The 24,496-nt window shown below is 44.0% G+C and carries 16 protein-coding genes and 1 tRNA gene; 9 read left to right on the top strand and 8 right to left on the bottom strand.

The features are described from left to right. Window positions 1-9: 9 nt before the first annotated feature. From JMY08_RS03925 to JMY08_RS03900, 6 genes are all read right to left on the bottom strand, one after another. Window positions 10-1,386 carry a hypothetical protein gene (locus JMY08_RS03925; RefSeq protein ID WP_201590917.1) on the bottom strand — a complete coding sequence of 459 codons (1,377 nt, stop codon included), beginning with the start codon at window positions 1,384-1,386 and terminating at the stop codon, window positions 10-12. Next, a complete protein-coding gene (locus JMY08_RS03920; RefSeq protein WP_201590914.1) occupies window positions 1,386-4,079 on the bottom strand; it encodes a DUF2345 domain-containing protein in 2,694 nt (897 codons plus the stop codon). The genes JMY08_RS03925 and JMY08_RS03920 overlap by 1 nt, the downstream gene beginning before the upstream one ends. A 78-nt stretch (window positions 4,080-4,157) precedes the next feature. Continuing rightward, window positions 4,158-4,991 carry an OmpA family protein gene (locus JMY08_RS03915; protein ID WP_201590911.1) on the bottom strand — a complete coding sequence of 278 codons (834 nt, stop codon included), beginning with the start codon at window positions 4,989-4,991 and terminating at the stop codon, window positions 4,158-4,160. A 65-nt stretch (window positions 4,992-5,056) separates the two neighbouring features. Further along, window positions 5,057-6,046 carry a type VI secretion system-associated protein TagF gene (gene tagF / locus JMY08_RS03910; RefSeq protein WP_189580732.1) on the bottom strand — a complete coding sequence of 330 codons (990 nt, stop codon included), beginning with the start codon at window positions 6,044-6,046 and terminating at the stop codon, window positions 5,057-5,059. Beyond that, window positions 6,043-10,131, bottom strand: coding sequence for a type VI secretion system membrane subunit TssM (gene tssM, locus JMY08_RS03905; RefSeq protein ID WP_201590907.1), 4,089 nt, complete (start codon window positions 10,129-10,131; stop codon window positions 6,043-6,045). The genes tagF and tssM overlap by 4 nt, the downstream gene beginning before the upstream one ends. A gap of 106 nt (window positions 10,132-10,237) precedes the next feature. Continuing rightward, window positions 10,238-11,755 (bottom strand): hypothetical protein, encoded by a 1,518-nt coding sequence (locus JMY08_RS03900; RefSeq protein WP_201590893.1) that lies wholly within the window; start codon window positions 11,753-11,755, stop codon window positions 10,238-10,240. Window positions 11,756-12,297: 542 nt separating this feature from the next. Here JMY08_RS03900 and JMY08_RS13960 point away from each other — a divergent pair. The 4 genes from JMY08_RS13960 to icmH all read left to right on the top strand — a co-directional run bounded on the left by JMY08_RS13960 (window position 12,298) and on the right by icmH (window position 16,310). After that, complete coding sequence (locus JMY08_RS13960) at window positions 12,298-13,254, top strand: M15 family metallopeptidase (protein WP_227679584.1); 957 nt, start codon at window positions 12,298-12,300, stop codon at window positions 13,252-13,254. A gap of 43 nt (window positions 13,255-13,297) precedes the next feature. Further along, a complete protein-coding gene (locus JMY08_RS03890; protein WP_201590890.1) occupies window positions 13,298-13,996 on the top strand; it encodes a hypothetical protein in 699 nt (232 codons plus the stop codon). A 9-nt stretch (window positions 13,997-14,005) separates the two neighbouring features. Then, complete coding sequence (gene tssK, locus JMY08_RS03885; protein ID WP_201590883.1) at window positions 14,006-15,352, top strand: type VI secretion system baseplate subunit TssK; 1,347 nt, start codon at window positions 14,006-14,008, stop codon at window positions 15,350-15,352. A 145-nt stretch (window positions 15,353-15,497) separates the two neighbouring features. Then, entirely contained in the window at window positions 15,498-16,310 is an 813-nt protein-coding gene (gene icmH / locus JMY08_RS03880) for a type IVB secretion system protein IcmH/DotU (RefSeq protein WP_201590865.1), read from the top strand. A 382-nt stretch (window positions 16,311-16,692) separates the two neighbouring features. Here the strand turns inward: icmH and JMY08_RS03875 are convergent. Continuing rightward, window positions 16,693-16,768: transfer RNA gene (locus JMY08_RS03875), tRNA-Asn, on the bottom strand. Window positions 16,769-17,057: 289 nt separating this feature from the next. Then, a complete protein-coding gene (locus tag JMY08_RS03870; protein ID WP_201590847.1) occupies window positions 17,058-18,260 on the bottom strand; it encodes a pyridoxal phosphate-dependent aminotransferase in 1,203 nt (400 codons plus the stop codon). A 519-nt stretch (window positions 18,261-18,779) separates the two neighbouring features. On the opposite strand from JMY08_RS03870, the gene JMY08_RS03865 reads away from it, so the two are divergent. The 5 genes from JMY08_RS03865 to JMY08_RS03845 all read left to right on the top strand — a co-directional run bounded on the left by JMY08_RS03865 (window position 18,780) and on the right by JMY08_RS03845 (window position 24,422). Further along, the gene (locus JMY08_RS03865; RefSeq protein WP_201590844.1) at window positions 18,780-19,517 is read left to right on the top strand and encodes an SDR family NAD(P)-dependent oxidoreductase; all 738 of its coding nucleotides are present in this window, start codon (window positions 18,780-18,782) and stop codon (window positions 19,515-19,517) included. A 67-nt stretch (window positions 19,518-19,584) separates the two neighbouring features. Then, complete coding sequence (locus tag JMY08_RS03860; protein ID WP_201590820.1) at window positions 19,585-21,333, top strand: NAD(P)/FAD-dependent oxidoreductase; 1,749 nt, start codon at window positions 19,585-19,587, stop codon at window positions 21,331-21,333. A gap of 16 nt (window positions 21,334-21,349) precedes the next feature. Further along, window positions 21,350-22,408, top strand: coding sequence for a DUF1365 domain-containing protein (locus JMY08_RS03855; protein ID WP_227679583.1), 1,059 nt, complete (start codon window positions 21,350-21,352; stop codon window positions 22,406-22,408). Between the two features lie 132 nt (window positions 22,409-22,540). After that, window positions 22,541-23,935, top strand: a complete 1,395-nt coding sequence (locus JMY08_RS03850; RefSeq protein ID WP_201590801.1) for an SAM-dependent methyltransferase — start codon at window positions 22,541-22,543, stop codon at window positions 23,933-23,935. A gap of 76 nt (window positions 23,936-24,011) precedes the next feature. Further along, a complete protein-coding gene (locus tag JMY08_RS03845; protein ID WP_201590798.1) occupies window positions 24,012-24,422 on the top strand; it encodes a DUF2177 family protein in 411 nt (136 codons plus the stop codon). The last annotated feature ends 74 nt before the right edge of the window (window positions 24,423-24,496 follow it).

Genomic DNA, 24,496 nt, shown 5'->3' with positions numbered 1-24,496 from the left:
ATAGACCTCTTATAGCTTGTATATACTGGGATCTTTTTGCATTAGATACCACTGATACCTTGCAAATGAAATACGTGAATTTGGATTATCATTTCCAGTACCAAGTTGCCAAGTATAATCCATCACTTTATCACTAAACCCTTGATAGAATTTATATTGGTTAGCAAAGCTAGGCTCAAATATGTGGGGTACTCCCAGGCTATGGGCTATTTCATGAACTAAAGTCTCATAATTGCTTAGACCTGATTTGAAAATTAAAACAACGTTGCCAAATGAAAATTTCCCAGTAGAATAATCTGGAGGTGCTCGACCATTTAAGCCTGTTATATCAAAATCTAATAAAAAAATGTAAGTCTTTTTATGCCCTTTTTGATTAATGGATAAAGTATTACCACTCTTATCTTTATGTTTTCCCAGCCCATATTTATCATATGCAGTAATAATTCCATCACTTGCTGATTTAGGAGTATGACTATTCTTCTTTGCACGCTTTATATAAGACTCTATATCAGTGTTGGTATTAAATTTGTTCAAATCGAATGGCTCTTCAGTTTTAATCTCTGCTCTTATGAGTGCTTGGTTGAATGATTTGTATTTCAAATACCACTCTATAGATTCTGAGGCTTTTTTGTTTATACCTGTAGATGTTTTAGTAGGCACCAATACTAAATCGGCTTTGTATGTCTGGCTATTTTTATGAACCATCAACTCTCCTACTAAGTCTTTCGAGTTAGCAGAAATAGCGTAAACAGTGATACTTTCATGCTTGCTAAGTGGCTGGTTTTTTACTCCCTTAATCAATATCGCTCTTTTGAGAATATAATCCTTCCGAGCTTTCTTATTAGCCCTATCCACTACGGTAGTTTTATGTCCTCGACTGATAAAGTCTTTAATTGACATGCTTGAAGGCGAAACAGTAAGCTTACTTGGGTTTGAAGATACAAACTCTAGCTTCGTATATTTACTGGCTGATAGTTTAGAGGTGTCTCCAATTAGTTGTTGAAGCTCAATATCTAGTTTTACTCCATCTTTATGCATGGATGAGCCTCCTCTATAAACACTGTTAGTGGTATAAGGAAAGATAGCCAACCATGCAGGTAAGTAATTGTATTTATGTAAAAATGGTGAGTACATAGCATTTTTGAGGTAAATATCTTTAAAATTAGAAAGATTACCTCTAAATAATGCTTTGTGAGTACGTTTACCTGTTGTGGGTTCTGTTACCTCTTCTATTGGATATCTGTCAGCATCTCGCGGATAGTCAAAGCCATAACGTCCAGCCATGTCGGTTGGCTGTCTAAAATGAACCGTAAACTCACGACGGCTGATCCTAAGAACTTTAAAAGGATCAGAAGGACCAGTATTACCATTAGATTTTTGACTCATTATTCTGCACCTTTTAATTCATCATCCTGCCAACCAAGCTCTAGATGAACCTCAATCTCATCTTCGCTATTAGAGTGAAAGCGCTCTGACCATCCGTCTTCATTAGTGACACCTTTGAACTCTTCGCCCGTCTGTTTATTAATAGCAGTGTAAGACGTATTAATATAAGGCTCATCATCGTCATCCAAAAACTGATACGCCAAACTATAAACACCATCCATCAGCGTCTTTTTCTCAGGAATTATGCTAGGCAACCCCGCCAAACTCAACCCATCGCTACCACCACCAGCCTTACTATGCTTACCGCCTTTCTCCGTAAACTGCTTAGCCGTAATTGTAATATCTGTGCCATCAAGTGTAATACTCGCACCACCAGCCGTCAGCGTAATCTTATTCGCTGCGACTATTTCAACCTCTTTGGTGGAGGAGGCGATGTTTACATCTTGCTTAGCAGTCGCTTCCAGTTTGCCTGTATGGGCGGAGAGGGTGATATTCTCTTTTGCATTGGTCATACTAAACTGACCATCGGCTATTATGTTTAACGACTCACTACTGACTTGATTATGACTATCGCCACTACTGATACTCATATCTTGCTGAGTGGTATTGATCATTTCGCCCATGCTTCTGTGAATCAGCGTATCTTCGCTGACATAACTTGTGTCTGCTGCGCTGTCGATTAGCGTGTAAGGTGTTTGCTGATGGGTTTTAGTGTCTTGTTCCTTGGCGATACTCTCTAACTGAGTCTTAATATTGGCATGGTCTTTGACGTTTCTGCCTAGTCCTGTTGCCAGTTGCGTTAAGCGTTCCGCTAGATGCTGACCACCTAGACCAGTTTGGGTCAGAGTCGGGGTATGCTGCTGATAGTTATGCTGTCCAGATTGAGCGTGGGTTTGTGCTTGGGTGGAGAGAACGAGCGCTTCGCCTGATTTTATATTGATTTGGGCATTGGTAGCCGCATTGATGCCTTGACGTTTGGTGGTTTCTGATGGATTGATAACCCCCATTTTTAGACTGGCGGATATCCCAGCACTGTCTACTTTTAGCTGAGAGTAAGCTTTTTCTGTACGGTGATCAGTGACCCATTCTGATAAACCGTTGTCCGTGTTGCGATAGCCGCTTTCAATTGCTTGTTCGTTGTCCGTGGCGAACAGACTAGGGCGACTTGATGATAATAAGCTACCCATATTAATCAGATGCTCGCTATCCCCGATAGACTGCATCAGGGTTTGGTCGTCCGCTCGATGGGTGAAGTGTGTGCCATAGTTAGCGCCAGCTTGTGCCTCAAGGCGATTGATAGGTTGGGCTGGACTATCCAGTAAGTAGCTTTTGGTCGGGGTCATATGATTGCGACTGTCTGTATCGCTTTGACTGTCCGTAATGCCTGTCATCGGCGGTAGAGCCTGTCTGCTGTATAGAGGACCGACCCATGGAGTATCAGCGGTAATAAGGCGCAGCTGAGTGAGATGAATGCCAGCTTCTAAACTGGAAGCATGGCGCTGATGATGGCGGCGGCTTATGGTGAGTCCAGTCACATGTGCCAGACTATTACGAGCCAAATGAACGATATGGGTAGCACGGTAGTGTTGATTGAGCGCACTGTGATCGACAAGCATAAAAGTATCAGCAACACTCAAATCCGTGGCATGGGCGAGGGCGTGATAGACGCTATATCTGCTTTGATGACTGTTTGCCACAATAGTTGCTTCATCTATGGTTTCGGTATCGGTTACTGGTGCAAAGGCGGCTGGGCTGTCTAATGTGAGTGAATGGCTACTCGTTTGATTATTTTCTTTATCCCCATTACTGCTCGTCGCAACGTCGGCTGACTGGGTTGGGTGTGCGACACTTGCTGCATTGAAACGCTGCATCGTTACTGAGTTTGGTTGGGTGATGACCTGCTCACTGATGGCCAAGACAGGCGCATGGACACGGTCGTGTAATATTTGTTGATAGCGTAATGCGCCAATATTTAGGCTGACGCCATCGCTATCGCTGGGATGAGCGGAAGTGATAATGAGCTTCGGCGGGCTGTGATCGTCCGTTTTCTCATGGCGCAGATAAGCCGTCAGCCCTTGACGCGCGAGCCGCTCACAAATATGCGACCAGTGACTCATTTGCCACTGAGTCATGCGAGCGGGTATCCAGTTCGTATCATTTTCACCGTTGCTGCTGTCATCGACCACGTCCACATCTAGTGTGCTGAGGCGCTCTGAGACCATAGTGAGAACAGATAAGTTGGTGTCTATTTGACTATGTAGATGCTGATGCAAGCGATAGGTAATCGGCTGTGCCAGCAGACGGTAATAGCCATAACTGCCATCATGATCCAATTGACGAATGGCTGTGATATGGAGATGACGATAGGTCAATCCGTTTGGAGTATCAAAGCTCAAGGTTAATGGGCTACCGATTAAAGCCGTCAACGGTGTGAAAGGGGGATGATGGCGCTCATGGATATAGACGTGTAATAGATAGGTATCAATACCGTGCTGCTCGTGCTGGTGACAGCCGTTCGGGTTCAGCTGAGCGATGATGTGCGCTTCCTCATGAGCATGAGTCAGTTTCTGTAGCCACGCTCGGTGAGCCGCCATATCTTGTCGAGCACTGGCGTAAGGGGCTTGGCTATTGCCTTCAATCGCATACAGCCTATCAGGGTGCATCGGAAGCACGGTGTTGGTCAAGCGTAACATAGGGGTAGTCCCTCTTGTGTCAGAGACGGCATCATAAGCATCAGTGCTTAGCTGCCACAATCAACGTATATAGCAGCGTTATTCACCAAGGGTAAATTCGATCCGGCGGTTACGAGTGCGTCCTTCTTCATTGTCATTACTCGCGATAGGATCAGCGTCACCTTTACCAGCGGTACTTAGACGGGCCGCATCAATGTTACGACCGATGAGGTATTGCTTAACCGCTTCGGCACGCTTGTTAGATAAGACCAGATTGGCACTTGGGTTGCCCACATTGTCGGTATGTCCAATGATGGTCACCGGCTTATCGCCAACTCGCTGCAGGACGCCAGCCATATCGTCTAGAATACCCAGACCCATTGAGGTCAACTTGGCGCTGCCGGATTCAAACTCGACGATACGGTTGCCCAAGGTGTCATCGATAAGTCGCTGCTCACCTTCTACGACGACCAATTGATTTTCTAATTGGTAAAGATCGGTGAGGCGCGTGTGTATCCGGTTTTGGATGGCTTGCTTTTGCTCAATGCTGCTCACCTTGCCATGCAAGCTAATGGTAGTCCCATGAATGTCGATACGACCCTGACGGATATTAGAGATATCACTATCGATAATAGCCGTCGCTACCTGTTGCCAGTTGGTCGGTATGCTAATGTTAGAACGCACTTCGATCTCATCTCTGACGGGCTTGTTAGGGTATTGCGCTTTTAGCTTTTCCAGGAGTTGCTGCTTATCCGAGCTGGTAGCCACGACACCTTTAATGACCACAGGCACATCTTCAGGACTGTGGTTAATATGAGCGTCATTATGAGCCGCAAACACCGCAGCACTCATAGACAAAGTAACAGCTGCGAATAATAAGCTTTTTTTACGACGTGTTAATTTAGGTATTGTGGTTGAGACTTGGGCTAGCATAAAAATACCTTTTCTAATCTTACTGTTATTGAAAGTATGCTTGTTAACGACCAATTATCGAATAGCTACTGTGCCAAGAAAGTTTTTTTAAACAGTTGTCTAGTATCGTACAGATAAAGGTCATCTTGCAACAATATTTTGTTAAACCGAGTCAAGCCGATATCTTCATCGATATAGCTTTGTGTCCAGTCACTATGAGCAATGATTACCCAATCATCGGGATGACTGTCCTCACTACTTGCCAGCTGGCTAAGCATGCGACCGTCCGGCTTGGTAAAGCTCAGGAGTAGGCGGTAGCAGTTTGAAACTCGGTACAGATACGTATTCAGATAAAGCTGGTGTGGCTGATAAAAACCGCTAATAAGATCATGCCAAAAAGTCGCCATATGTATGGCGTTTTCTCTATCGGAGGTCAGAGTCCAGTATATGGCTTTATTCAGACCGCTAAAGCCTTTGCTATAAGTCGGTAAGAATAACAAGCCTGTGGCTATGATTTGTTGTATCAGTTGTGATTTACTGATGTTCATCAATATCGCGATGTCGTGCAATGTGGTGGTATTGATAAAATCGTAATAGTGGGTACTGGCGTTTTTATTGACGGTAAGCTGACCGTCGTTCAGACCTGCCATAACCTCAGCGCTATCGGTTTTAGATTTGGCCACGCTCAGGACTTCATAAGTCTCATTCCACAGCGTTAACGACTTAACGGGCAGGTAGTTCATCCAGCTTTTTGGTTTATCGAGATGAAGCACACCAAAACCGATAAGCGGATAGTTTCTATGGCTACTGTCATGACTAGGAAGCAGGACGCCGGTAATAATCTCGTTAGATACCGTATCTACGTGACTAAAGTTCAAAAAAGCAATATTGTTCGTCGGTGGGCTGTCTATCAACGAGTCACTCGCGTCACTGAATAAGTTTTCTGATATCGCCAAGGCTTGACTGACCCATTGATCAATCGCATTGGTCTCAGCGATATGAGCGCGCGCCCTGATAAAATCTCCACGAGCTGGCAATTTGCCAAAATAAACTAAGGGTAGTGATTCAGGAGTCATGGCGTTGGCTCCCGCGGCTCAGAGGTAGCCGTAGTTGGAGACGAGGCAGTTTGTGCGCCATTGCCACTATTGTCCTCAGTGTTCTGAGCGTTACTCGTGGTAGCACTGGTGTTGACACCTGTATTGACATCTGTATTGACATCTGTATTGACATCTGTACTAGGAGCCAAGTTCAACACGCCTGCTACTGGAGGGGCTGTGCTCGTTTGCTCAGTATTTTGACCGGTTGATTCACGAGCATTATTGCTATTAGGGGTATTAGCCGCTGCACTGTTATCCGTAACAGGTCTTGCCGTGCGTGTGACCCCAAGGGCAATCACCTCGTTAGGGAGTTTCATACCAGTAAAGGGGTTGTTAGAGCGCCCTTGACTGGCTGTGCTACTGCTACCACTGATGATTCTAAAACGTACCGGAATAGTGATGCCATCACCTGACCATGCCATCTCAAAGATATTGTCGCCAAGCTCAGTGCGGCGAGCACTATTGATCAGTCTTTCAACGCCAAAGCTACCAGCTTCCTCAAATATGGTGTAATCCTTGCCATCGTAGTTTTTGGCTCTGATGCTGGCTCCTGGTTGGCTACTTGGATTTGGCCATACAAACGTCGTCCATGCTTGCGTACCCATACGATAACGCAGCTGCTGTCCATCAACGACGATCGTATATTCGGTCAAACCGCTAACCGGTAAAGGCATGATTTGGAATGTGGTTTGATTGGCACTGCCACTACTCGCACCTGAAGAGCTTCCGGCATTGCCACCAGTATAGTTGACAAAATATCTGCCAAAATCAGCGACGAACTTAGGATTCAGACCTAAGCCTGCACCATTCCAAATCTTACTTGAGATTTGATCGCCTCGGCGGATAATAAAAGGCGATAAGGTTTCGTTGACGAACTTGGCAACATAGCCATCTTCCCCGAAGAACTGTCCAATTTCAGCAGGGGTTGCCTCCAAGTTAGCATTGGCGGTAAATGGATATTTATTGCCCAAGTTATCCAAAAAGGGCTTGTATACTTGTGCTTGCCAGACTTTATTAATCTCAGCCTTAGTCGGGGTGAGGAGCATCGTAAATGAGCGAGTTAGTGGTTCACTTAGCAATGGACGTACCAGCTGTTTTATTTCAGAGTTGGCTTGGCTAAGTATTTGCTCATCTAATATCTGCAAGGACTTGGTCATCTCTGAGCCTTCAGTGCTGAGAGTTTGCGAAGCAAATAACAAGGCATCAGGACCGATATCATCACTACGGGCTATGTTATTGAACCGCGTTCTAATATCTCCTAAGCTTGCCAAATAGTTGTCCAATAGCGATAAGTCTTGATTGTCCTCTCTTGGGGTGACTAGGTTGTGTATTGAGGAGAACTCCTGCGCTACCATGCCGGTGCTGGCAGGGATGGCCGCCGCCTCATTAGTACCGTTATTATTGCCATTATTCATCGCCGCTTCTGCTTGACGAAGCTCAGCTGGGCTTTGACGCAGGATCGTTTGCTTGAACCAATTGACAAATGAGCGCCGAGAGTTGGAGCCATTCGCTGCGGGTTGGTTTGCGGATTTATTGTCCCACTGGGTCTGACGATCTACCGTCTCAAATAGTGTTTTTAGCGGTGATTCGGTGGCGTTAGACAGCTGATTTAATAAGAGCGCATGATCGTCGAAGCCTTTACTATCACGGATGTAGACCTGTGATAAAAAGCGCTTCCACTCAATGATGTACTCTTGTTTGTAGCGATTGACCAGATATTGACGGATTTGCTCAGGGCTGCCTGTCAGTGTCAAATCATCTTTGCTACTGGTCGCAAGTACCCAATCGTCGGCAACCACTCTATTGGTAGCAGCTCTATCGATCTCATCACTCACGAACGATTCCCATGCTTGCTTGGTAAAGGTGCCGGAGATCACATAACTGCCTAGCAGTACTTCATTGGCACTGTCTTGGGTGATTTGTGCGACAGTCACCGATGGAAAGCGAGCAGAGGAGCGCATTTTAATTTCAGAATAGACACGCTCACGGGCAGGCTGGCCTTTACTGGCTTTAGACAACGTCGTACGGGTTTTATCCACCAGCCCCAAGTCATTTTGAATCAATGGAAAGGCGGGGTCGTCGACATGAGCAAGCGTAAAGCTTAAGATGCGCTCAGCCTGACGAATCATCTTGTCACGTGGCATATCAGCACGGTTGGACTCAAGCCAAGTGCGCCAAAAACGTGTCATCTGATCGCTCAAATGGCTGGTTTCTAAGTGCTCATGATTGCCCAGCATCAGATAAGCTTTCAGCGCATTATAAGCATCCTCTACGTCGGTAGGGTCAGATTGTATATAAGCGTCGTTACTCACGGTTTCGGATTCGACTGCTGAGGTTGCTGCCTCCTGTACTTTTAGATCTGCCGCATTCGTATTGACGTCGGTCAGAAACCTTTCAATGTTTTGTTTGGTAGGCGCTAACACGATAATGCCTACACCATTATAGTATTCAGATAGCAGTTTTTCTTTGAGCTTATCTCCTTGATATAACCCAAAGCTCAGCGACAACGGACGATCCTCGTCGTAGCCTTCGAGTTGCTCTATTCGGCTTTGCAGGATAGTAAGCGACTCAAGTTGCGACTGCAAATCACCATTAGCATTTTTTTGCATCAGCGCGACTTGCTGTAAGTCAGCCTCTACACGTTCAGTCAATTGCTTGTTATTGGCATAAGACCAAGTCCATAAACCAACCGCTGTACATAACACCACCACAGAGGCGAGGGTGGCCAGCGCGCGATGGCTACGCTTGTTGCGGTTTTTATGTTGTTTGACCAAATGCTTGTCTTTTAAGATGACTTTAGAAAATAAATCATGCAAGAAGTAAGGCTTGTCAGCAGCTTCTTGCTGAGCACTTAAAGGCACTGCTGGCGGTTGCAGGTCGTAATTTTGCACCATCTGCAAGGTCATTTGACTGCTGACTTGCCCTTCTTGTAAGGCACTGGTGAAATAAAATCCGCGTAGTATGGGCTTAAACTGAAAAGGGTTGTCTTCGAATAAGGCGTGCATCAGCGTTCTAATCATCGGACGCAGTGACTGGAATTCCATGGGAAAAGTCATCAGACTTGGAGATACCGTACGTTGGTGACGCAGAGACAACTTAGTGGTGCTAAGGTCTTTTAGACCGTTGACCAGCACGCCAAAATGCTCTTCAAACACATCGCTGATATTGATGCTATCAGGGTCTTCGGGATAGGGAATCGTCGCGCCCCATACTTGCCCGCGCTCTTCTTGCTCGTAATCATTAAAAAAGTCACGGAAGCCTGATACTAAATCCATTTTTGTGAAGACCACATAAACGGGGGCATAAACTTCTAATTGCTCTGTTAAGTCTTGCACACGGCTACGCAGGTTTTTAGCCAAGTCCAGCGCGTAACTGGGATCATTTTTGGTAAGCTCAGCGATACTAACGGCGATAATAATACCGTTGATAGGTGCTTTGGGGCGGTTCTTCTTCAATAGGTTTAAAAAAGACAGCCATTCTGAGCGGTCATCTTCGTAGGCAGAGTAGCGTCCTGCGGTATCGAGTAGTATGCCTTCGGTAGAAAAAAACCAATCACAGTTACGAGTACCGCCGACACCTTGTACCGACAGCTTGTTGGTTTTTTCCATAAACGGGAATTTTAGCCCAGAGTGAAGTACCGCCGAGCTTTTACCCGCTGCCGGATTGCCAATGACCATATACCATGGCAACTCGTATAGTGCAGCTTTGCCAGTTTGATCGCCAATTTTTGACTTACGTATGGTCTTAATGGCGTCTTGCATTTGCTGACGTAAGGCCTGTACTTCCTGTGCATTCTCGTCTTTAGCGGCACTACTATTGACACTATTAGCGCCTTCATCGTTATTGTCTTCTACTAAATCTGCGAGCTCAGCGGCCGCCTTTTTACGCTTTTTCCACCAGTAGTAGCCAAACCATGCTAGTAGCAGACAGGTTATGGAGACACCGATAATGACGAAGAAGGTTTGTAGCGCGACATAATCATAGAGTAAGACCAGAGCGACTATGATAGCTAAGACCAATAACACTCTTGGATTGTAGATGAGATGAAAAAACCTTGAGAACATGCCTGCTACCTAATGTGATCTTGAAATAATAGAGAGTCATCATTTCATCATAAACAATGACTGATATAAGCGATAAAACGAGCAATATTAACTGAACTAAAAGTGGCTAAAGTGTTTGGTTGGATTCCGCAAGCCATACTACGCAGCAGCGCTTATGTTGGGTAATAAGGAGTTTAATGTTAGACTCCTGTGGCTGGTCTTTGGCGGCGCTGACCAACAGTGCAAGACTTAAAAAAGGCTGTAACCATGAGTTCAGAGGCATATAATGCCCTAAATGGTGGTCATTTACTAGCGCCCCTTGCGCTATAAATTCATCGATAAATGTCATAAGTATAGATAAGTCGTAAGGTTGTGTTGCTGGATTAATGTCTGACAAGAGGGTGATGCTATTTTCACTTAACGCATCTGTCATTGTTGTTTTATTGTCAATGGCCTGCGCTGACTTTTTTTCTTCTACCTTGGTTTTGTCGTCATGGCGATCTAATAGAGCAAATGAATTATCCAGTAACAGCTGTTTTATCGTCTTTAAATTTGCTAAATAATGCTGGCGAGTATTGTTATAAGCCTGCTTCGGTACTTCAGCGGCCATACTACTGGCATCATTGGGTAGCGCCTCGCCAATTTCAGTCATGGAAAAACGCACCTTGTGATCTAGATCGAGAAGGTCTTTGGCGGCTTTGTTATAAAAAATCAGCAATATACCGGCTTCGGTAGGCAAGAGATTGGAGGCGTTGTCTGCATATAAGTTTGCTTCAAGCCATTGCTCATTAATCTGCGAGTCGACGGTGATAAAAAGACAAATCTCGGGGGTCGCAGCTTTGGTTAGGGTAATAAGCTGCTCATGAATGAATTGCAGCGGCTGATAGGACTCGCTATCAGCACCGTCATGGCTATTATGAGAAGAGTCTGTATGACGAGCATTTTTATTAGGAAGATTTGGGTCTTCATCAGCGATGATGGTTTGAATAGTGAGTAGCTGCTCGGGAATGCCATAGGTTGCCAATTGCTGTTTTAGCCTTTCAACCAGATAATTAGCGTTAGCCAGCTCAGGAATAGACAAATAAACAGACAGCGTAGACAATGAGATAACGGGGAGGTTGGTATCTGCAGAAGGGTCTTCCTGTGCGCTTGCGATATAGTGTTGCTGCCATTCTGGGTGGATACTGAGAGCGGAATCTGGCTCATGGTTATTTTGTTGCATAATGCGCTCGAAATGCTGAGCCAGTACACTTAGTGCATCATCACTTGCGGTAAGTTGATTATCAATCAATGCCCATAGACGAAAGGTTAGCTCATTTAGGCTTTCAGCCGCATCTTCAGGATATGCCTCGTTATCTAGCTCATCATCGTAAGCGTAGAGCGCTGCTTGTTCGGTGATGACACCCTCAATCGGCTTGGTTAATATTGGTAAGCCGTCAAAGTCTGATAGCGCCTCACTCAATACCGTGAGATCGTCATCATTATCTATGATCTCAGACCAATCAGTCCCTTCGGGTAGACAGATGCTACTATCTATAAACAATTGATAGGAATCGATAGGTGTTGTCTTTATTTTTTTGCTTACTTTCTGAGTTGGCTCTGGTTTTTCTGCTTCTGATTTTTTTTGTCGCCATCTGATAAGCATGATAAAGCCAAACAAAGTTATTGGAATAATCACAAACCATAAGAGAAGTCTTGCAGAGGTAAGTTGGAGCGTATTATCTTTAAAGTACATCCAAACCAATAACAGATAAATGACTAAAAAAAGTGCAAGAGCATAGCGCCCGTAAGTTATTAGCTTTTTTACGCCCACTTGCCATACCCCTTATCTACATAATTTTATTAGAGGTAGTTTATGGTATTTGAAGATTTCTCGCTACCATGTATCATTACTTTGCTTGGTTAAATAGCTTAGAATGGTTTTTCTTCTCGATTTTTGCTCATCGCCATGCTATAGCGCTAGTCAATATAGCCAGTTAATAAAAAATACAATTAAGTTGGGTTTTTTATAAAAAAAACATTCCATCTGTCTATATAATAGCCAGCTACGACATGCTGATGGCTGAACATTAGTATTTTCCAATACTTTGCCCGCTGTTTTTCTTTATGCCTCACTGTGCCATTATTTTCCCTATGATTTATTTGGTCGTTATCCTTTTTACGCTTGTCTCCATTACAGTGATTATCATGCTTTTTGATCGTCAGCTGTATGAGCGACTGTTTAACAAGGTGAGCACTGTTTGGCAAGGCATCTCAGCGATCAAATTTCGACGCCCCACGCTCAATCTGCCAGTTGTGCCACGTATCTCGTATCACAGCATTCCTATCGTTCCTGTTTTATCTGTCTTAGCCATTCTCACGACGACAGCGGGGTGTTATTTTCTGATTACGCATAACTCTCTTGAGGTTTATCATGCTCAAGATGACTCATTGAATATCGCCAATTCGCAAATCAGTCAACTACTGGTCGGGGAGCGTTTACGACCGCCACCTGAGCCGCCCGCCGAGCTTTTCGCTGAGCTAGAAGCAGAGATTGCTAGCTATCAAGCCACGCAAACCGACGAGGGCTATTGGCCAGAGGTGGTGACAGACGCGTCACCATTACAAAGGCCTATAATGCTCCCTGAACCTGACCTATCTGATTTAAATACCCAAGATCATAGTACGGGCTACTCGGGTGATATTTTGGCATCGCATATCAGCAATGGGCACATTAACATCAGAAATGCTGACCGTAATTGGAATAAGATGAACTCTGAGTTTGTCCAACGGCTGTTGACTGTCTATAAGGTGATGAGTGATCAGTATGGTTATGACATGGTGCTGTTAGAGGGCTATCGTAGTCCGGGAAGGCAAGCACGCTTACTCAAAAAAGGCCCAAATGTCACCAAGGCAGGATCTTATAAGAGCTATCATCAGTTTGGTCTAGCAGGCGATAGCGCCTTTATTAGAAATGGTAAAATTGTGATTACTGAAAAGGATCCATGGGCGATGCAGGGCTACAAGTTATATGGTAAAGTAGCAAAATCGGCTGGACTAGTGTGGGGTGGCGACTGGCGTATGATGGATTTGGGCCATGTTGAGCTGCGCAAAAAAGGCGTGCTTGGTCGCCCGCAAATGGCAGAGATTTTGACCAGTCAATAACGACAATAACAAAGCAAAATACAGAAATAATATGGACAAATGTATGAAATTATCTATAGCGGCAGTGGCTCTTGGTTGGGTATTAACGACCACGCTATCAGGATGTAGCCTCAGTGGTGCTAGTAAGTCTGATAGTACTGCGTCTGTACTGGCAGGCAAGTCAGGCAACAATAACGAAGCCTCCGTCATCGATAGCATGAAAGACGTTATTAGCCATAAAAGCACGGCAATGAATGAAGATTTGCAAAACCTAAAGGCGCAACTAGAGCAGCAGCAACAACGGCTTGAGTCAATGAATGATGAGCAAAAAGCATTACAAGAACAGCTAAAACGCCAAAGTATTACCCTACAAATCCTTCCTGCGGCTAATGCCAATGCTGGACGTGCCAAACAAGGCACCGCGAGCACAGCTTATATCGGATTTTTAGAAGAAGAGAATCAATTCGCCGAGGTAGAGGAGCGGGCTGCTAAAGAAGTTAGCGTCATTCCCAATCGTGCCACGAGTCTTAAGCTAAGTATTCCACAGGATGCGCAGTTTATTGCCATCAAAGTTGGACTGAGACATACGCAAAAACGCTCGCAGGTATTGATACCACTTGATAGTATCGATTTTGACCAAGCACTGGTTTTAAATGTTGGCGCTTGTGATATCAATATCAAAGAAGGCGTCGATCCAGAGTTAGTGCCTGACTTTACCACCAAACTTAAATATTATCAGCAACCGCTGGTTAGCTGCCTGTAGGAGATAGCCTTGAGTAAACATAGAGTATTATGGGGAGAGGGGCTGTTTTTAAGACCCCAGCATTTTCAGATTCAAGACAGCTATCATAACTCGCAACGTGCACTAAGTATGACACTGATGCACCCTTATGCTTATGGCATAGCAGACGTGCAAATTGATAAGCAATTACTAGAGAGCAATTTATTAAGCTTCCAAAGCATCTACGGTGTGCTACCAGACGGTACTATCTATCAAGCGCCACGTACTGATGCGCTGCCAAAGCCCATCACACTTGATACTCACAGTAACGACGATGAGATATTCGTGTTTTTGAGCCTTGAGATTGTTCATAGTGGCGGTAGCAATATACAGACAGAACAAAGCGATAACCCAGCACGCTATGTGAGAAATACGGTCGAGGCACAAGATCTGTACAGTCAAGCTGCCGAAGCGATGATCGATGTTATTCAACTGTCGCCAAGCTTGCAGCTGAGCCATTCTGCTCAAGCGCCCAGTCAAGATACTGTCTCTTTACTAGTTGCTAAGTTGCTGCGTACCACCCAAGGTGTCTACCAAGTGGACGAGGATTATATTGTACCTAGCGTCCATATCACCAGTAATCCTGCATTGGTCAACCAAGTCTATCGCTTGATGACGATGATTAATACCAAGTCCACCTCTCTCTATGACCATCATCGTCAATCTAACAATGATTTGTTGGAGTTTCGCTCATCAGATATTGCGTCTTTTTGGCTTTTACATACGCTGAATACCGCATACTCTCAGCTCAGCCATTTATACAATAATGCCAAACTACATCCAGAACGGCTTTATGAGGCGTTATTGAATGTTGCCAGTCAATTGGCGACCTTTAGCTCATTATATAAAGTAGGTGATTTGCCCTCCTATCAGCATAACAATGCCAATGAGTCTTTTATTAATATCATTTTAATCATTCGTGAGCTTCTTAATACGGTGATTGCTAGCAACTTTATCTCTATTCCTTTGCGTCAAAATAAACCGTCTTACTACACAGGGGAGCTGAGCAGTGACAAGATTACTCGTAGCTCACAGCTGTATCTGTCTGTTAGCTCATCGCTACCGATGCATGAGCTCATTGATATCGTTCCAAGACGCTTTAAAGTGGCAACGCCAGACGCGGTAGAGAAGCGGGTACTATCAGCACTGCCGGGGTCGCCAGTCTCGCATGTCACCCAAGTACCTAGTGCGATACCGGTAAGACCAGGCTTTAGCTACTTCACTATTGAACCGGTCGGGGAGCTGTATGATGAGATGATTAAGTCTGAGTCTATCTGTATTTATGTACCGAACGGCTTTGATGACTTAAAAATAGAGCTGATGGCCATCGTGCAGTAGTTTTTCTGAGAAGTTTTATGAATAAGGGTTGATGAGAAATTGATGTTCATATCCAAAATGGCTCACTCAATTTTCGCTTATGGATAACCTTTAGCGAAACCCTTTTATTCAGTTGTATTTCAAATAATAAGTATTAGGAAGGATCATGTCAGCAAACAATTCAACGGGTTCTGCGCCTTCATTGCTAGATTCAGGCGAGGTGGCATCAAAAGTATCAGCGAATGGCCTTGATAGACGCATCAGCAGCCAGTCGCTGGTTGATATCATGTATGATGGCTTTTACTTGGTTTTTTTATTGCGTAATCATTATTTTAGTACCGAACCGCGTAAGTTCCGTCAAAAAATATACGAGTTTTTAGATAAGTTCGAAATGAACGCTCGTAAAAAAGGCTTTTTGTCAGAAGATATTCACGAAGCCAAGTATGCTTATTGTGCGCTGATTGATGAGACAATCATGACGTCGCAAGAGCCGGAGTTTCAAACGTTAAAGGACGATTGGGAGCTAAACCCTTTACAGTTAGATTTGTTTGGTTCGCAAATCGCTGGCAATGAGTTCTTTGAGCGCTTGGATGGTCTGCGTGAACAAGGGGAGAGGCGTCTGCCAGCGTTAGAAGTCTATCACTATGCGATGCTACTTGGCTTTCAAGGAAAGTATCGTTTAGAGGCGCCAGAAAAGATACGCTATCTTATCTCGCGTTTGGGTGATGAGATTGAGCATTTGCGTGGTAATAAAAACGAGTTTTCACCATTTTGGGCGATTCCTGATCAGATTAAGCACACACTGACCAGTGAAACACCGCTATGGATCATCGTTGCCGTAATGGCAGTGCTATTGACCGCGATATTTACAACCATGTGGTATCTGACCAATAGCTTCACTGATCATCAACTCTCAGCTTATGATAACGTCATCCAAGAAAATAAAGAACAAGCGCATATTTCAATTTTCTTGCCGTAACTGCTTGTATTTACCGAGAGATATTTACTGAGGGATAGTTACCGATAATAATTTAAAATACGGCCGTTAGTTATAGTTAATATTAAGTAAATGGATACGTTGTTTAATAACGCGAAACTGGGATGAATTTTTCTGGCTTGCTGTGCCTATGCCGACAGAGGCTGCAAAAAATTCATCCCAGTCCAGCTGTATCTTTTTAATATTGGACTGACTATAAGTACTGACGGTCGTTTTCATGAGTCGGTAGTAAAATGTTTTTAGTAATATCTAAAACATAAAGCAATAAATAACACCCATAAAAAAACCCCCATCAAAGTGATGAGGGTCTTGGCAAATGCCATAATCGAATCAAAGATGACTCAAAAAATTTACTACTAAAATATGGCTCTCCAACCTGGGCTCGAACCAGGGACACACGGATTAACAGTCCGTTGCTCTACCAACTGAGCTATTGGAGAATAAGCTGTAAGTGTTAATGGCTTACAACGAGCTTAGAAAGTCTCTAACGAGTTCTTGCTAAGTGGGGCGTATTCTAGCAAAGATAAAAAATACGTCAAGCTTTTTTTGCATAATTAGCAACATTAATGATTTTTAATAGGATGATGAAGGCTTTTAAGACGTTTTTCATTACCGATAGCTGTTAAAACCACAGTAAAAAAGACGCCCACATATCGTTTATGCGGGCGTCTTTTTTATTTACATATTTCTAATGCTTATTACTGTTTATAGTAGATTTAACTATAATCGTTATTCAGCAACGTCTAAATCAGCAACGGCTTTTTCGATACGCGATAAGGCGTCTTTTAGCGTCGCTTCATCAGTGGCGTAAGAGATACGCATATAACCGCCCAGACCGAAGGCATCGCCAGGAACGACTGCAACGCCAACTTTTTCTAAAAGCCATTCTGAGAATTCAGTACATGACGATAGGCCAGCGGCTTTGATGAGTGGTTTGATGTCAGGATAGACATAAAATGCGCCATCAGGACGTAGGCAAGTAATACCTTTAATCGCGTTTAGACCATCAACGACCAAATCACAACGCTTTTCAAATGCCGCGACCATAGGCTCTAGTACGCTTTGATCACCACTGATAGCGGCTTCGGCAGCGACTTGACTGATAGAGGTTGGGCATGAGGTTGATTGTGATTGTACTTTTTTCATTGCACCGATCAATTTAGCAGGGCCACCAGCATAGCCGATACGCCAGCCCGTCATCGCATAGGCTTTTGATACGCCATTTAGGATAATCGCGCGGTCTTTAAGCTCAGGCGCAGCATTCAAGATATTGTAGAACTTATCGCCCGTCCAGCGAATGTGCTCGTACATGTCGTCAGAGGCCACATAGACTTGTGGGTGCTTTTTCAGCACTTCAGCAATGGCTTTTAGCTCATCTAACGTATAAATCATACCCGTTGGGTTAGAAGGACTGTTCAATACCAGCATTTTGGTTTTATCAGTGATGGCAGCTTCTAATTGCTCTGGGGTGATTTTGAAGTCTTGCTCAGCTGGGCATTTAACAATAACTGGCACGCCTTCTGCGATGATGACCATGTCAGGATAGCTGACCCAGTACGGTGCTGGAATGATTACTTCATCACCAGGATTGATAAAAGCTTGGGCAAGGTTAAAGAAGGACTGCTTACCACCGACCGATACCAAGATTTCGTTTGGCTCATAGCTGATGTCGTTATCACGCTTGAACTTCTCAATGATGGCTTTTTTGAGCTCTGGGGTGCCATCGACAGCAGTGTACTTGGTGAAGCCGTCATTGATGGCATCGATTGCTGCTTTTTTGACATGTTCTGGTGTATCAAAATCAGGTTCGCCAGCACCTAGACCAATAATGTCTTTGCCTGAGGCTTTTAGCTCTTTGGCTTTATTGGTGATTGCTAAGGTAGGAGATGGTTTGATGTTGTTGACACGGTCAGACAATTGCAATTCGCTCATGAGAGCTCCTTTTTGTATGGGAGTGGGTTGGTGAAAATCTGCTGGTAATTATATAACGTTTTAAGCGTTATCAGGACACGTTATAAGATGGTTTAAGGGTTTTTAGCATCATTTTATTATGCATATCAGGCATCGCCGAATAATACATGGCTATTACTGAATAATAAGTCGTTAGCGCTCAGTATAAAGGTTGCCAGTTTTGGCATTGTAGCATGCTGCTATTACGCTGTCTCATAGAGGCGGTAACAGAAAATGACGCTTTTGCAGAGAGTTTTAACCTTTGTTTGATCAAGTATATGTCACATTGATACCATGACTTGTGCGTCATTGATTGCGAAGTCACAACAATAGAGATGCAGCCTTATACTATAATTATTTAGATTTGGTAAATAAGCGCCATGCTTGGTTAATGTAAATGCTACTAATACTCACTATCAATAAACATAAAAAATGAGCGATTAATGCATCATGGCGGTTAAGATCTCTATATGATAAAACTGGTTAAAAAGGATATTAACGATGACAAACGCTCCCGAAAAACAACACATACTTATCACTGGCGCGACCTCAGGCATTGGTAAGCAGCTGGTCAAAGATTATCTGTTAGACGGTCACCATGTCCATGCCGTTGGACGTGATGATGAAGCGCTGGCTGAGCTGAAAGCACTAGGGGCAGAGACGATTGATTTGGATCTCATGGATCGAGAAAAAGTCATTGCAGCCTTTGACAAGATTAGACAGATTGATGTGGCGATTTGCGGTGCTGGCATGTGTGAATATTTAGACATGCCAAACTTTGACAGTAGTGTGTTTATGAAAGTCATGTCAGTCAATATGGGCACATTATCGCACGCCATCGAAGGGGTGTTGCCAAAGCTGATTGCCTCAAAAGGTCGCTTAGTCGGTATTGGCTCAGCCTCTGCTTATGTGCCTTTTGCTCGTGCCGAAGCCTATGGTAGCTCAAAGGCTGCTATCCATTATTTAATGAAAACCTTGCAAATTAGTCTCGCACCGCAGGGTGTATCGGTGAGCTTAGTGGTTCCGGGCTTTGTCGAGACACCGATGACCAAACAAAACGATTTTCCTATGCCATTTATACAGACACCAAAACAGGCAAGCCAAGCGATACGCGATGGTATTGCCAGCGGGCATGATGTGATTGAGTTTCCCAAAAAACTTACCTTACCATTAAAAGCGTTAGGTACATTGCCAGATCTAGTCTGGCAACGGGTCAGTGAAAAAATGAATAAAAAATAAGACTTTGAGATTTATAAAATATCGCTTATCCAAAAATAGCAAAAATAATATAGAAAGGAATGCTTTTATGCTGTTCAATCGTCGTAAGCGTGCTAGTACGAATACAGTGTCAACCAATAAAAAACAGCCCAATGCCTTTAAAGATTCAGCTAATGTGCCCGTGAAAAAGCGTATCGCTATTATCGGATCGGGGGTGTCAGGACTGACTTGTGCTCATTATCTGATAGCAGAGCATGATGTGACGATATTTGAAGCCAATGATTATATTGGTGGGCATATAAACACCATCGATGTGACGTTACAAGATGGCAAAAAAGCAAAGAACAGTAAAGTAGAAAACAGCGCGATAGATACCGGCTTTATTGTCTTTAACGAGCGTACTTATCCCAACTTTTTTCGCTTGCTTCATGAGTTACAAGTGCCGTTTCAAGCAACGGATATGAGCTTTTCAGTAAAAAATACTGCGCGTCATTTTGAGTATAACGGTCACACGCTCAACACATTATTATCGCAGCGCAAAAATGTCCTCAATCCTAAGTTTTGGCAGTTTATCAAAGATATCCTACAGTTTAATAAGCATATCAAGCAGCTGCGTCAAGATTATGATGCGGCGCGCACACAGGGGCAAGATGTCAGCGGCTTTACTGCGCAAACATTGGGCGATTATTTAGCGCAAAAACGCTATGGTCAGCTGTTTACCGATAACTATCTACTGCCGATGGTGTCTGCTATTTGGTCAACCAGTCTGGACGAAGTACAAGACTTTCCATTGGTGTTTTTCGCCCAGTTTTTTGACAATCACGGCCTGCTCGATGTGGTTAACCGCCCGCAATGGTTCACCATCAAAGGTGGCTCTAAGCAGTATGTTAACAAATTGATTCCCCGCTTTATTAAAGCTGGCGGCAAGGTAAGGGTAAATTGCCCAGTGCAGTCTGTGGTTCGTGATGGTGATAAAGTATTATTGACGGTTCAGAACAAAGATAATGCTGATAACCGTATCGATAATTTTGTGTTTGATGAAGTTATTTTTGCTTGTCATGCAGATACCACGCTCAAGATTCTAAAAGATGCCAGTACGGATGAAGTTGACGTGTTGAGTCATTTCCGCTTTACTAAAAATACGGCTGTCCTGCATACCGATACCCAAGTGTTGCCCAAAAAACCTCTAGCGTGGGCGAGCTGGAATTATCTGATAGATGATAAGACTGATTCTACAAAGACTGAGCGCGTAGAGGCCGCCTCAAAACCTGTACTCACTTATCATATGAATATTCTGCAACGCTTGACCAAAAAGCATAATTATTTGGTCACACTGAATCCAACTGCAGCTAATGAAAATATTGACGATAGGCAGGTTGTTAAACGCATTGATTACAGCCACCCCGTGTTTGATCTAGCGATGATTGATGCTCAAAGTAACTGGTCAGACATCTCTGGCAATGGTTTGCATACACATTTTTGCGGCGCATATTGGTTCAATGGTTTTCATGAAGATGGCGTGCGGAGTGGCCTACGTGTGTGTCAGGCGCTCGGTCATACTGTTACTATAAAAGATGAAGTCGACCCAAGTCACTTGCCGGATAGCGATAGTGCACACACGCCGTTTCGTTATAAAGACTTGCCAGTAAAAGCGGATAAACAGTCACGTAAACTGGCGAAGCGTCAGGTAGTAACGGCAACGACCAATCAGGAGTTGGTTGATTACGTTCACCGTTTACAGTCTGCCACTAATGACTTGATGCAAAAGAAAAAACGTGGCTTATTTGGTCGACGTAAAGCCGAACAGCATAGTACCAAGCAGCATAGTAATGAGTGAAATAAAAGAGAGTCTTATGACGACCCCAGCGCATCCGTCTCACGCAATGCCAGAGCATGAGTTACCTTGTACCTCTGACAGCTTGCCGCACCAGTTATTTCATGGGAATACGTGGCACAGTCGGCTACTGCCAAATGTGCATAAGTTTGTGTATCCGTATCGCTATTGGGGTGTCAATATTAGCGCGTTAGCAGCAGGGCAGGCGCTCCCTAAAGTTGATACAGCAGGCTTTGGTAAACGTCAGCGCTTAAAAGGACTGCCATTATTTTCCACAGGAAAAAAGGCATTACAGCAGTTCTATCCTGATGATTATTTACAAGGCATATCACAAAGCTTAAGGTCGCAAGAGTTAAATAGCCTAAGTGAAAATAATGATTCAAATGATACCAAAAAATCGCTCGATGTAAACGCTAAAAACAGTAAAGAAGCTAATAATAGAGTAGCCAACAATAAATTAGCTAACGTCAGTAGCTATCAAAAGCTTGAGCAAAGACTGCGTCAGGCTTTTATGACCCATGCTGGTAGCGCGCCAAGTGGTGACATGCTAGGTTTGGTCGTTTGCCGCAATGTCGGCATATACTTTAGCCCCGTAAATTTTTATCTGGGCTTTAATGAGCAGCAGCAGCCAACGCATTTATTGGCTGAGGTCTCTAATACACCATGGAATAAACGTCACTATTATGGGTTTTTATTAGATGGGACAGATACCGAATTCTGCCATGACAAAGACTTTCATGTCTCGCCATTTAATCCTATCGACCAGCTCTATCGCTGGCAAGTTAAGGTTAAACAACAGCCAGATAACTGCTTACAAGTGCGCATTGCCATCGATATTAGCGACGAGCGGGGAGAGGTGTTAAAGACTGGGATAAAAATGTCTGGTGTACCAATGACCGAGGCAACGGTGCGTGATAGCTTGCGCAAAAATCCGCTGATGAAGATGACGTCGTTAACGCGTATTTATTGGCATGCTTTTAAGCTCTATGCGATTAAAAAAGTGCCTTATATTAATTATGATGAAAAGCTAGCCGATAGCAAACAGCAGCAAGCGGCTAATAAAAAAAACAGTGTTTGACCAGTGCAAAGTTAACATTCAGTATAAATGTAAAACTCAGTACAGAGTTAATATCAATTTTAAAAATTAAGCCACGCGACTTCAAGAGCCTAATGTCCAAACATAAGGCCTTTAAATAAGGATAAGTAGACGATGTCAGCACGACCGACCAACAGAAATCCAGCTTCGACATTAGGAAGATTTACCGCACGTATCAATAAGACCGTCAATGAAAGTGCGGTATTGCGACCAGTCAATGACCGTATTAACAATTTAGCAAGAAAGTTAATCTTTCGCGCGTTAAAGCACGTGCAGTTCGGCAGTATTACGTTGATCGAAGCATTCGATGAGCACGCGCCTAAAGAGCAAAGCTTTGGTAGCAAAGCCGCTGAAGGGATTAGCAGCTCAGCAGTGGGTCGCCATCCTTTAAATGTGACTTTGATGATTCATGATAGTGCCGTCTATCGTCAGCTGCTATTTGGTGGCTCGATTGCCCTAGCGGACAGTTATATCAATGGTGAGTGGGATACGGACGATCTGACTGGCCTGATTCGGTTGGCAGCGCGCAACTTAGCCGTGCTTAACCAGTTAGAAAACCGCTTCGCTGCGGTCAGCAAAACTTTTGAAAAAGCCAAGCACCGACTGCGTAGTAATGATAAATCTGGCTCAAAATCCAATATCTTAGCGCATTATGATTTGGGCAATGATATGTATGAGCGGTTTTTAGACGATACCATGATGTATTCGTCGGCAGTATATCAGTCGCCTGATACGACATTGAACGATGCCCAGCAGCATAAGCTGGCGCTTATCTGTCAACGCCTACAACTGAGCGCTGACGACCATGTCATTGAAATCGGTACTGGCTGGGGTGGTTTCGCTATTTATGCCGCCAAGCATTACGGCTGTCATATAACGACAACGACCATTTCTGATGCGCAGTATAACGAGGCACAGCAGCGGGTCGAAGCTGCCGGACTGTCTGATAAAATCACCCTTCTCAAGCAGGATTATCGTGAGCTGACAGGGCAGTATGACAAATTGGTCAGTATCGAGATGATTGAAGCGGTCGGGCATGAATTCTTGCCGACGTTTTTTGCTAAGTGTAATAGTTTGCTTAAGCCAACAGGGCTGATGGTGCTGCAAGCGATTACCTTTAATGATCAGAACTATCAAGACTATATCGATTCGGTCGACTTTATCCAGACCCATATTTTCCCAGGTGGTTGTCTGTTGTCCAATCAAGAGCTCAATACGCAGTTTACTGAGCAGACCGATATGGTTATCAAACAATTGCATGATTATGGTTTTGATTATGCTTATACACTGCGCGATTGGCGCACAGCGTTTATGGCGCAGCGCAACGAAATCAAAGCACTCGGTTATGATGAAGCCTTTATCCGCTTGTGGGAGTTTTATTTCTGCTACTGTGAAGGCGGGTTTTTGGAGCGCACCATCGGCGTGGTGCAAGTAACAGCGGTCAAACCAAATAACATCGATACGCTGCATTTTTCTGATTTGCCAGCGTCAGACAAGGTATCTGCTTAACGCATTGTTTGATCTGAGGTTGCGTGTTGGTGCAAAAGCGTCTAACGCTGAGCAACCCTTATAAAAGGATATTATTATGGCTTACGTATTTATCTATCTGGCTGCTGTTGTCATATTTTTGGGCGTTGATGCGGTTTGGCTTACGACCATGAAAGGGGCTTTTTATGAGTCACGTATCGGTCACCTATTGGCTGATGAGCCAAATATGATGGCCGCTGGCGTGTTTTATATGTTTTATATATTGGCACTCTGTATATTGGTTCTGTATCCGCAAATCAAGGCAGGAGCGTCTGTTGGTCATATTTTCTTACTGGGTGGTCTGATAGGACTGATGGCATATGGAACTTATGACTTTACCAACTTAGCTTTGTATAAAGGGTTTACTTTAGATACCGCGTTAGTAGATTTTGTGTGGGGCGGAATTTTAACTGGCTCAGTGAGCGCTATCGTTGCTTGGCTGGCGTATCGTTTTCATTGGTTGAGCTAACCATCATTTATATACTGACTATTTCTCTGAAATACAGTCCAAATTTATTAGCCCAGTCAAAGGGCAATAAAAAG

Source organism: Psychrobacter sp. Pi2-51 (assembly GCF_904846665.1).
GTDB classification, from domain to species: domain Bacteria; phylum Pseudomonadota; class Gammaproteobacteria; order Pseudomonadales; family Moraxellaceae; genus Psychrobacter; species Psychrobacter glaciei.
The sequence above is the reverse complement of the archived record's forward strand: the minus strand, read 5'-3'. Positions and strand labels throughout refer to the sequence as shown.

Coding starts and splice junctions, on each gene's coding strand:
- JMY08_RS03900 (WP_201590893.1), bottom strand. CDS start 11,755: ATGCTTATCAGATGGCGACAAAAAAAATCAGAAGCAGAAAAACCAGAG.
- JMY08_RS03920 (WP_201590914.1), bottom strand. CDS start 4,079: ATGTTACGCTTGACCAACACCGTGCTTCCGATGCACCCTGATAGGCTG.
- JMY08_RS13960 (WP_227679584.1), top strand. CDS start 12,298: ATGCTTTTTGATCGTCAGCTGTATGAGCGACTGTTTAACAAGGTGAGC.
- JMY08_RS03915 (WP_201590911.1), bottom strand. CDS start 4,991: ATGCTAGCCCAAGTCTCAACCACAATACCTAAATTAACACGTCGTAAA.
- JMY08_RS03855 (WP_227679583.1), top strand. CDS start 21,350: ATGACGACCCCAGCGCATCCGTCTCACGCAATGCCAGAGCATGAGTTA.
- icmH (WP_201590865.1), top strand. CDS start 15,498: ATGTCAGCAAACAATTCAACGGGTTCTGCGCCTTCATTGCTAGATTCA.
- JMY08_RS03860 (WP_201590820.1), top strand. CDS start 19,585: ATGCTGTTCAATCGTCGTAAGCGTGCTAGTACGAATACAGTGTCAACC.
- JMY08_RS03850 (WP_201590801.1), top strand. CDS start 22,541: ATGTCAGCACGACCGACCAACAGAAATCCAGCTTCGACATTAGGAAGA.
- JMY08_RS03845 (WP_201590798.1), top strand. CDS start 24,012: ATGGCTTACGTATTTATCTATCTGGCTGCTGTTGTCATATTTTTGGGC.
- JMY08_RS03890 (WP_201590890.1), top strand. CDS start 13,298: ATGAAATTATCTATAGCGGCAGTGGCTCTTGGTTGGGTATTAACGACC.
- JMY08_RS03870 (WP_201590847.1), bottom strand. CDS start 18,260: ATGAGCGAATTGCAATTGTCTGACCGTGTCAACAACATCAAACCATCT.
- tagF (WP_189580732.1), bottom strand. CDS start 6,046: ATGACTCCTGAATCACTACCCTTAGTTTATTTTGGCAAATTGCCAGCT.
- JMY08_RS03925 (WP_201590917.1), bottom strand. CDS start 1,386: ATGAGTCAAAAATCTAATGGTAATACTGGTCCTTCTGATCCTTTTAAA.
- tssM (WP_201590907.1), bottom strand. CDS start 10,131: ATGTTCTCAAGGTTTTTTCATCTCATCTACAATCCAAGAGTGTTATTG.
- JMY08_RS03865 (WP_201590844.1), top strand. CDS start 18,780: ATGACAAACGCTCCCGAAAAACAACACATACTTATCACTGGCGCGACC.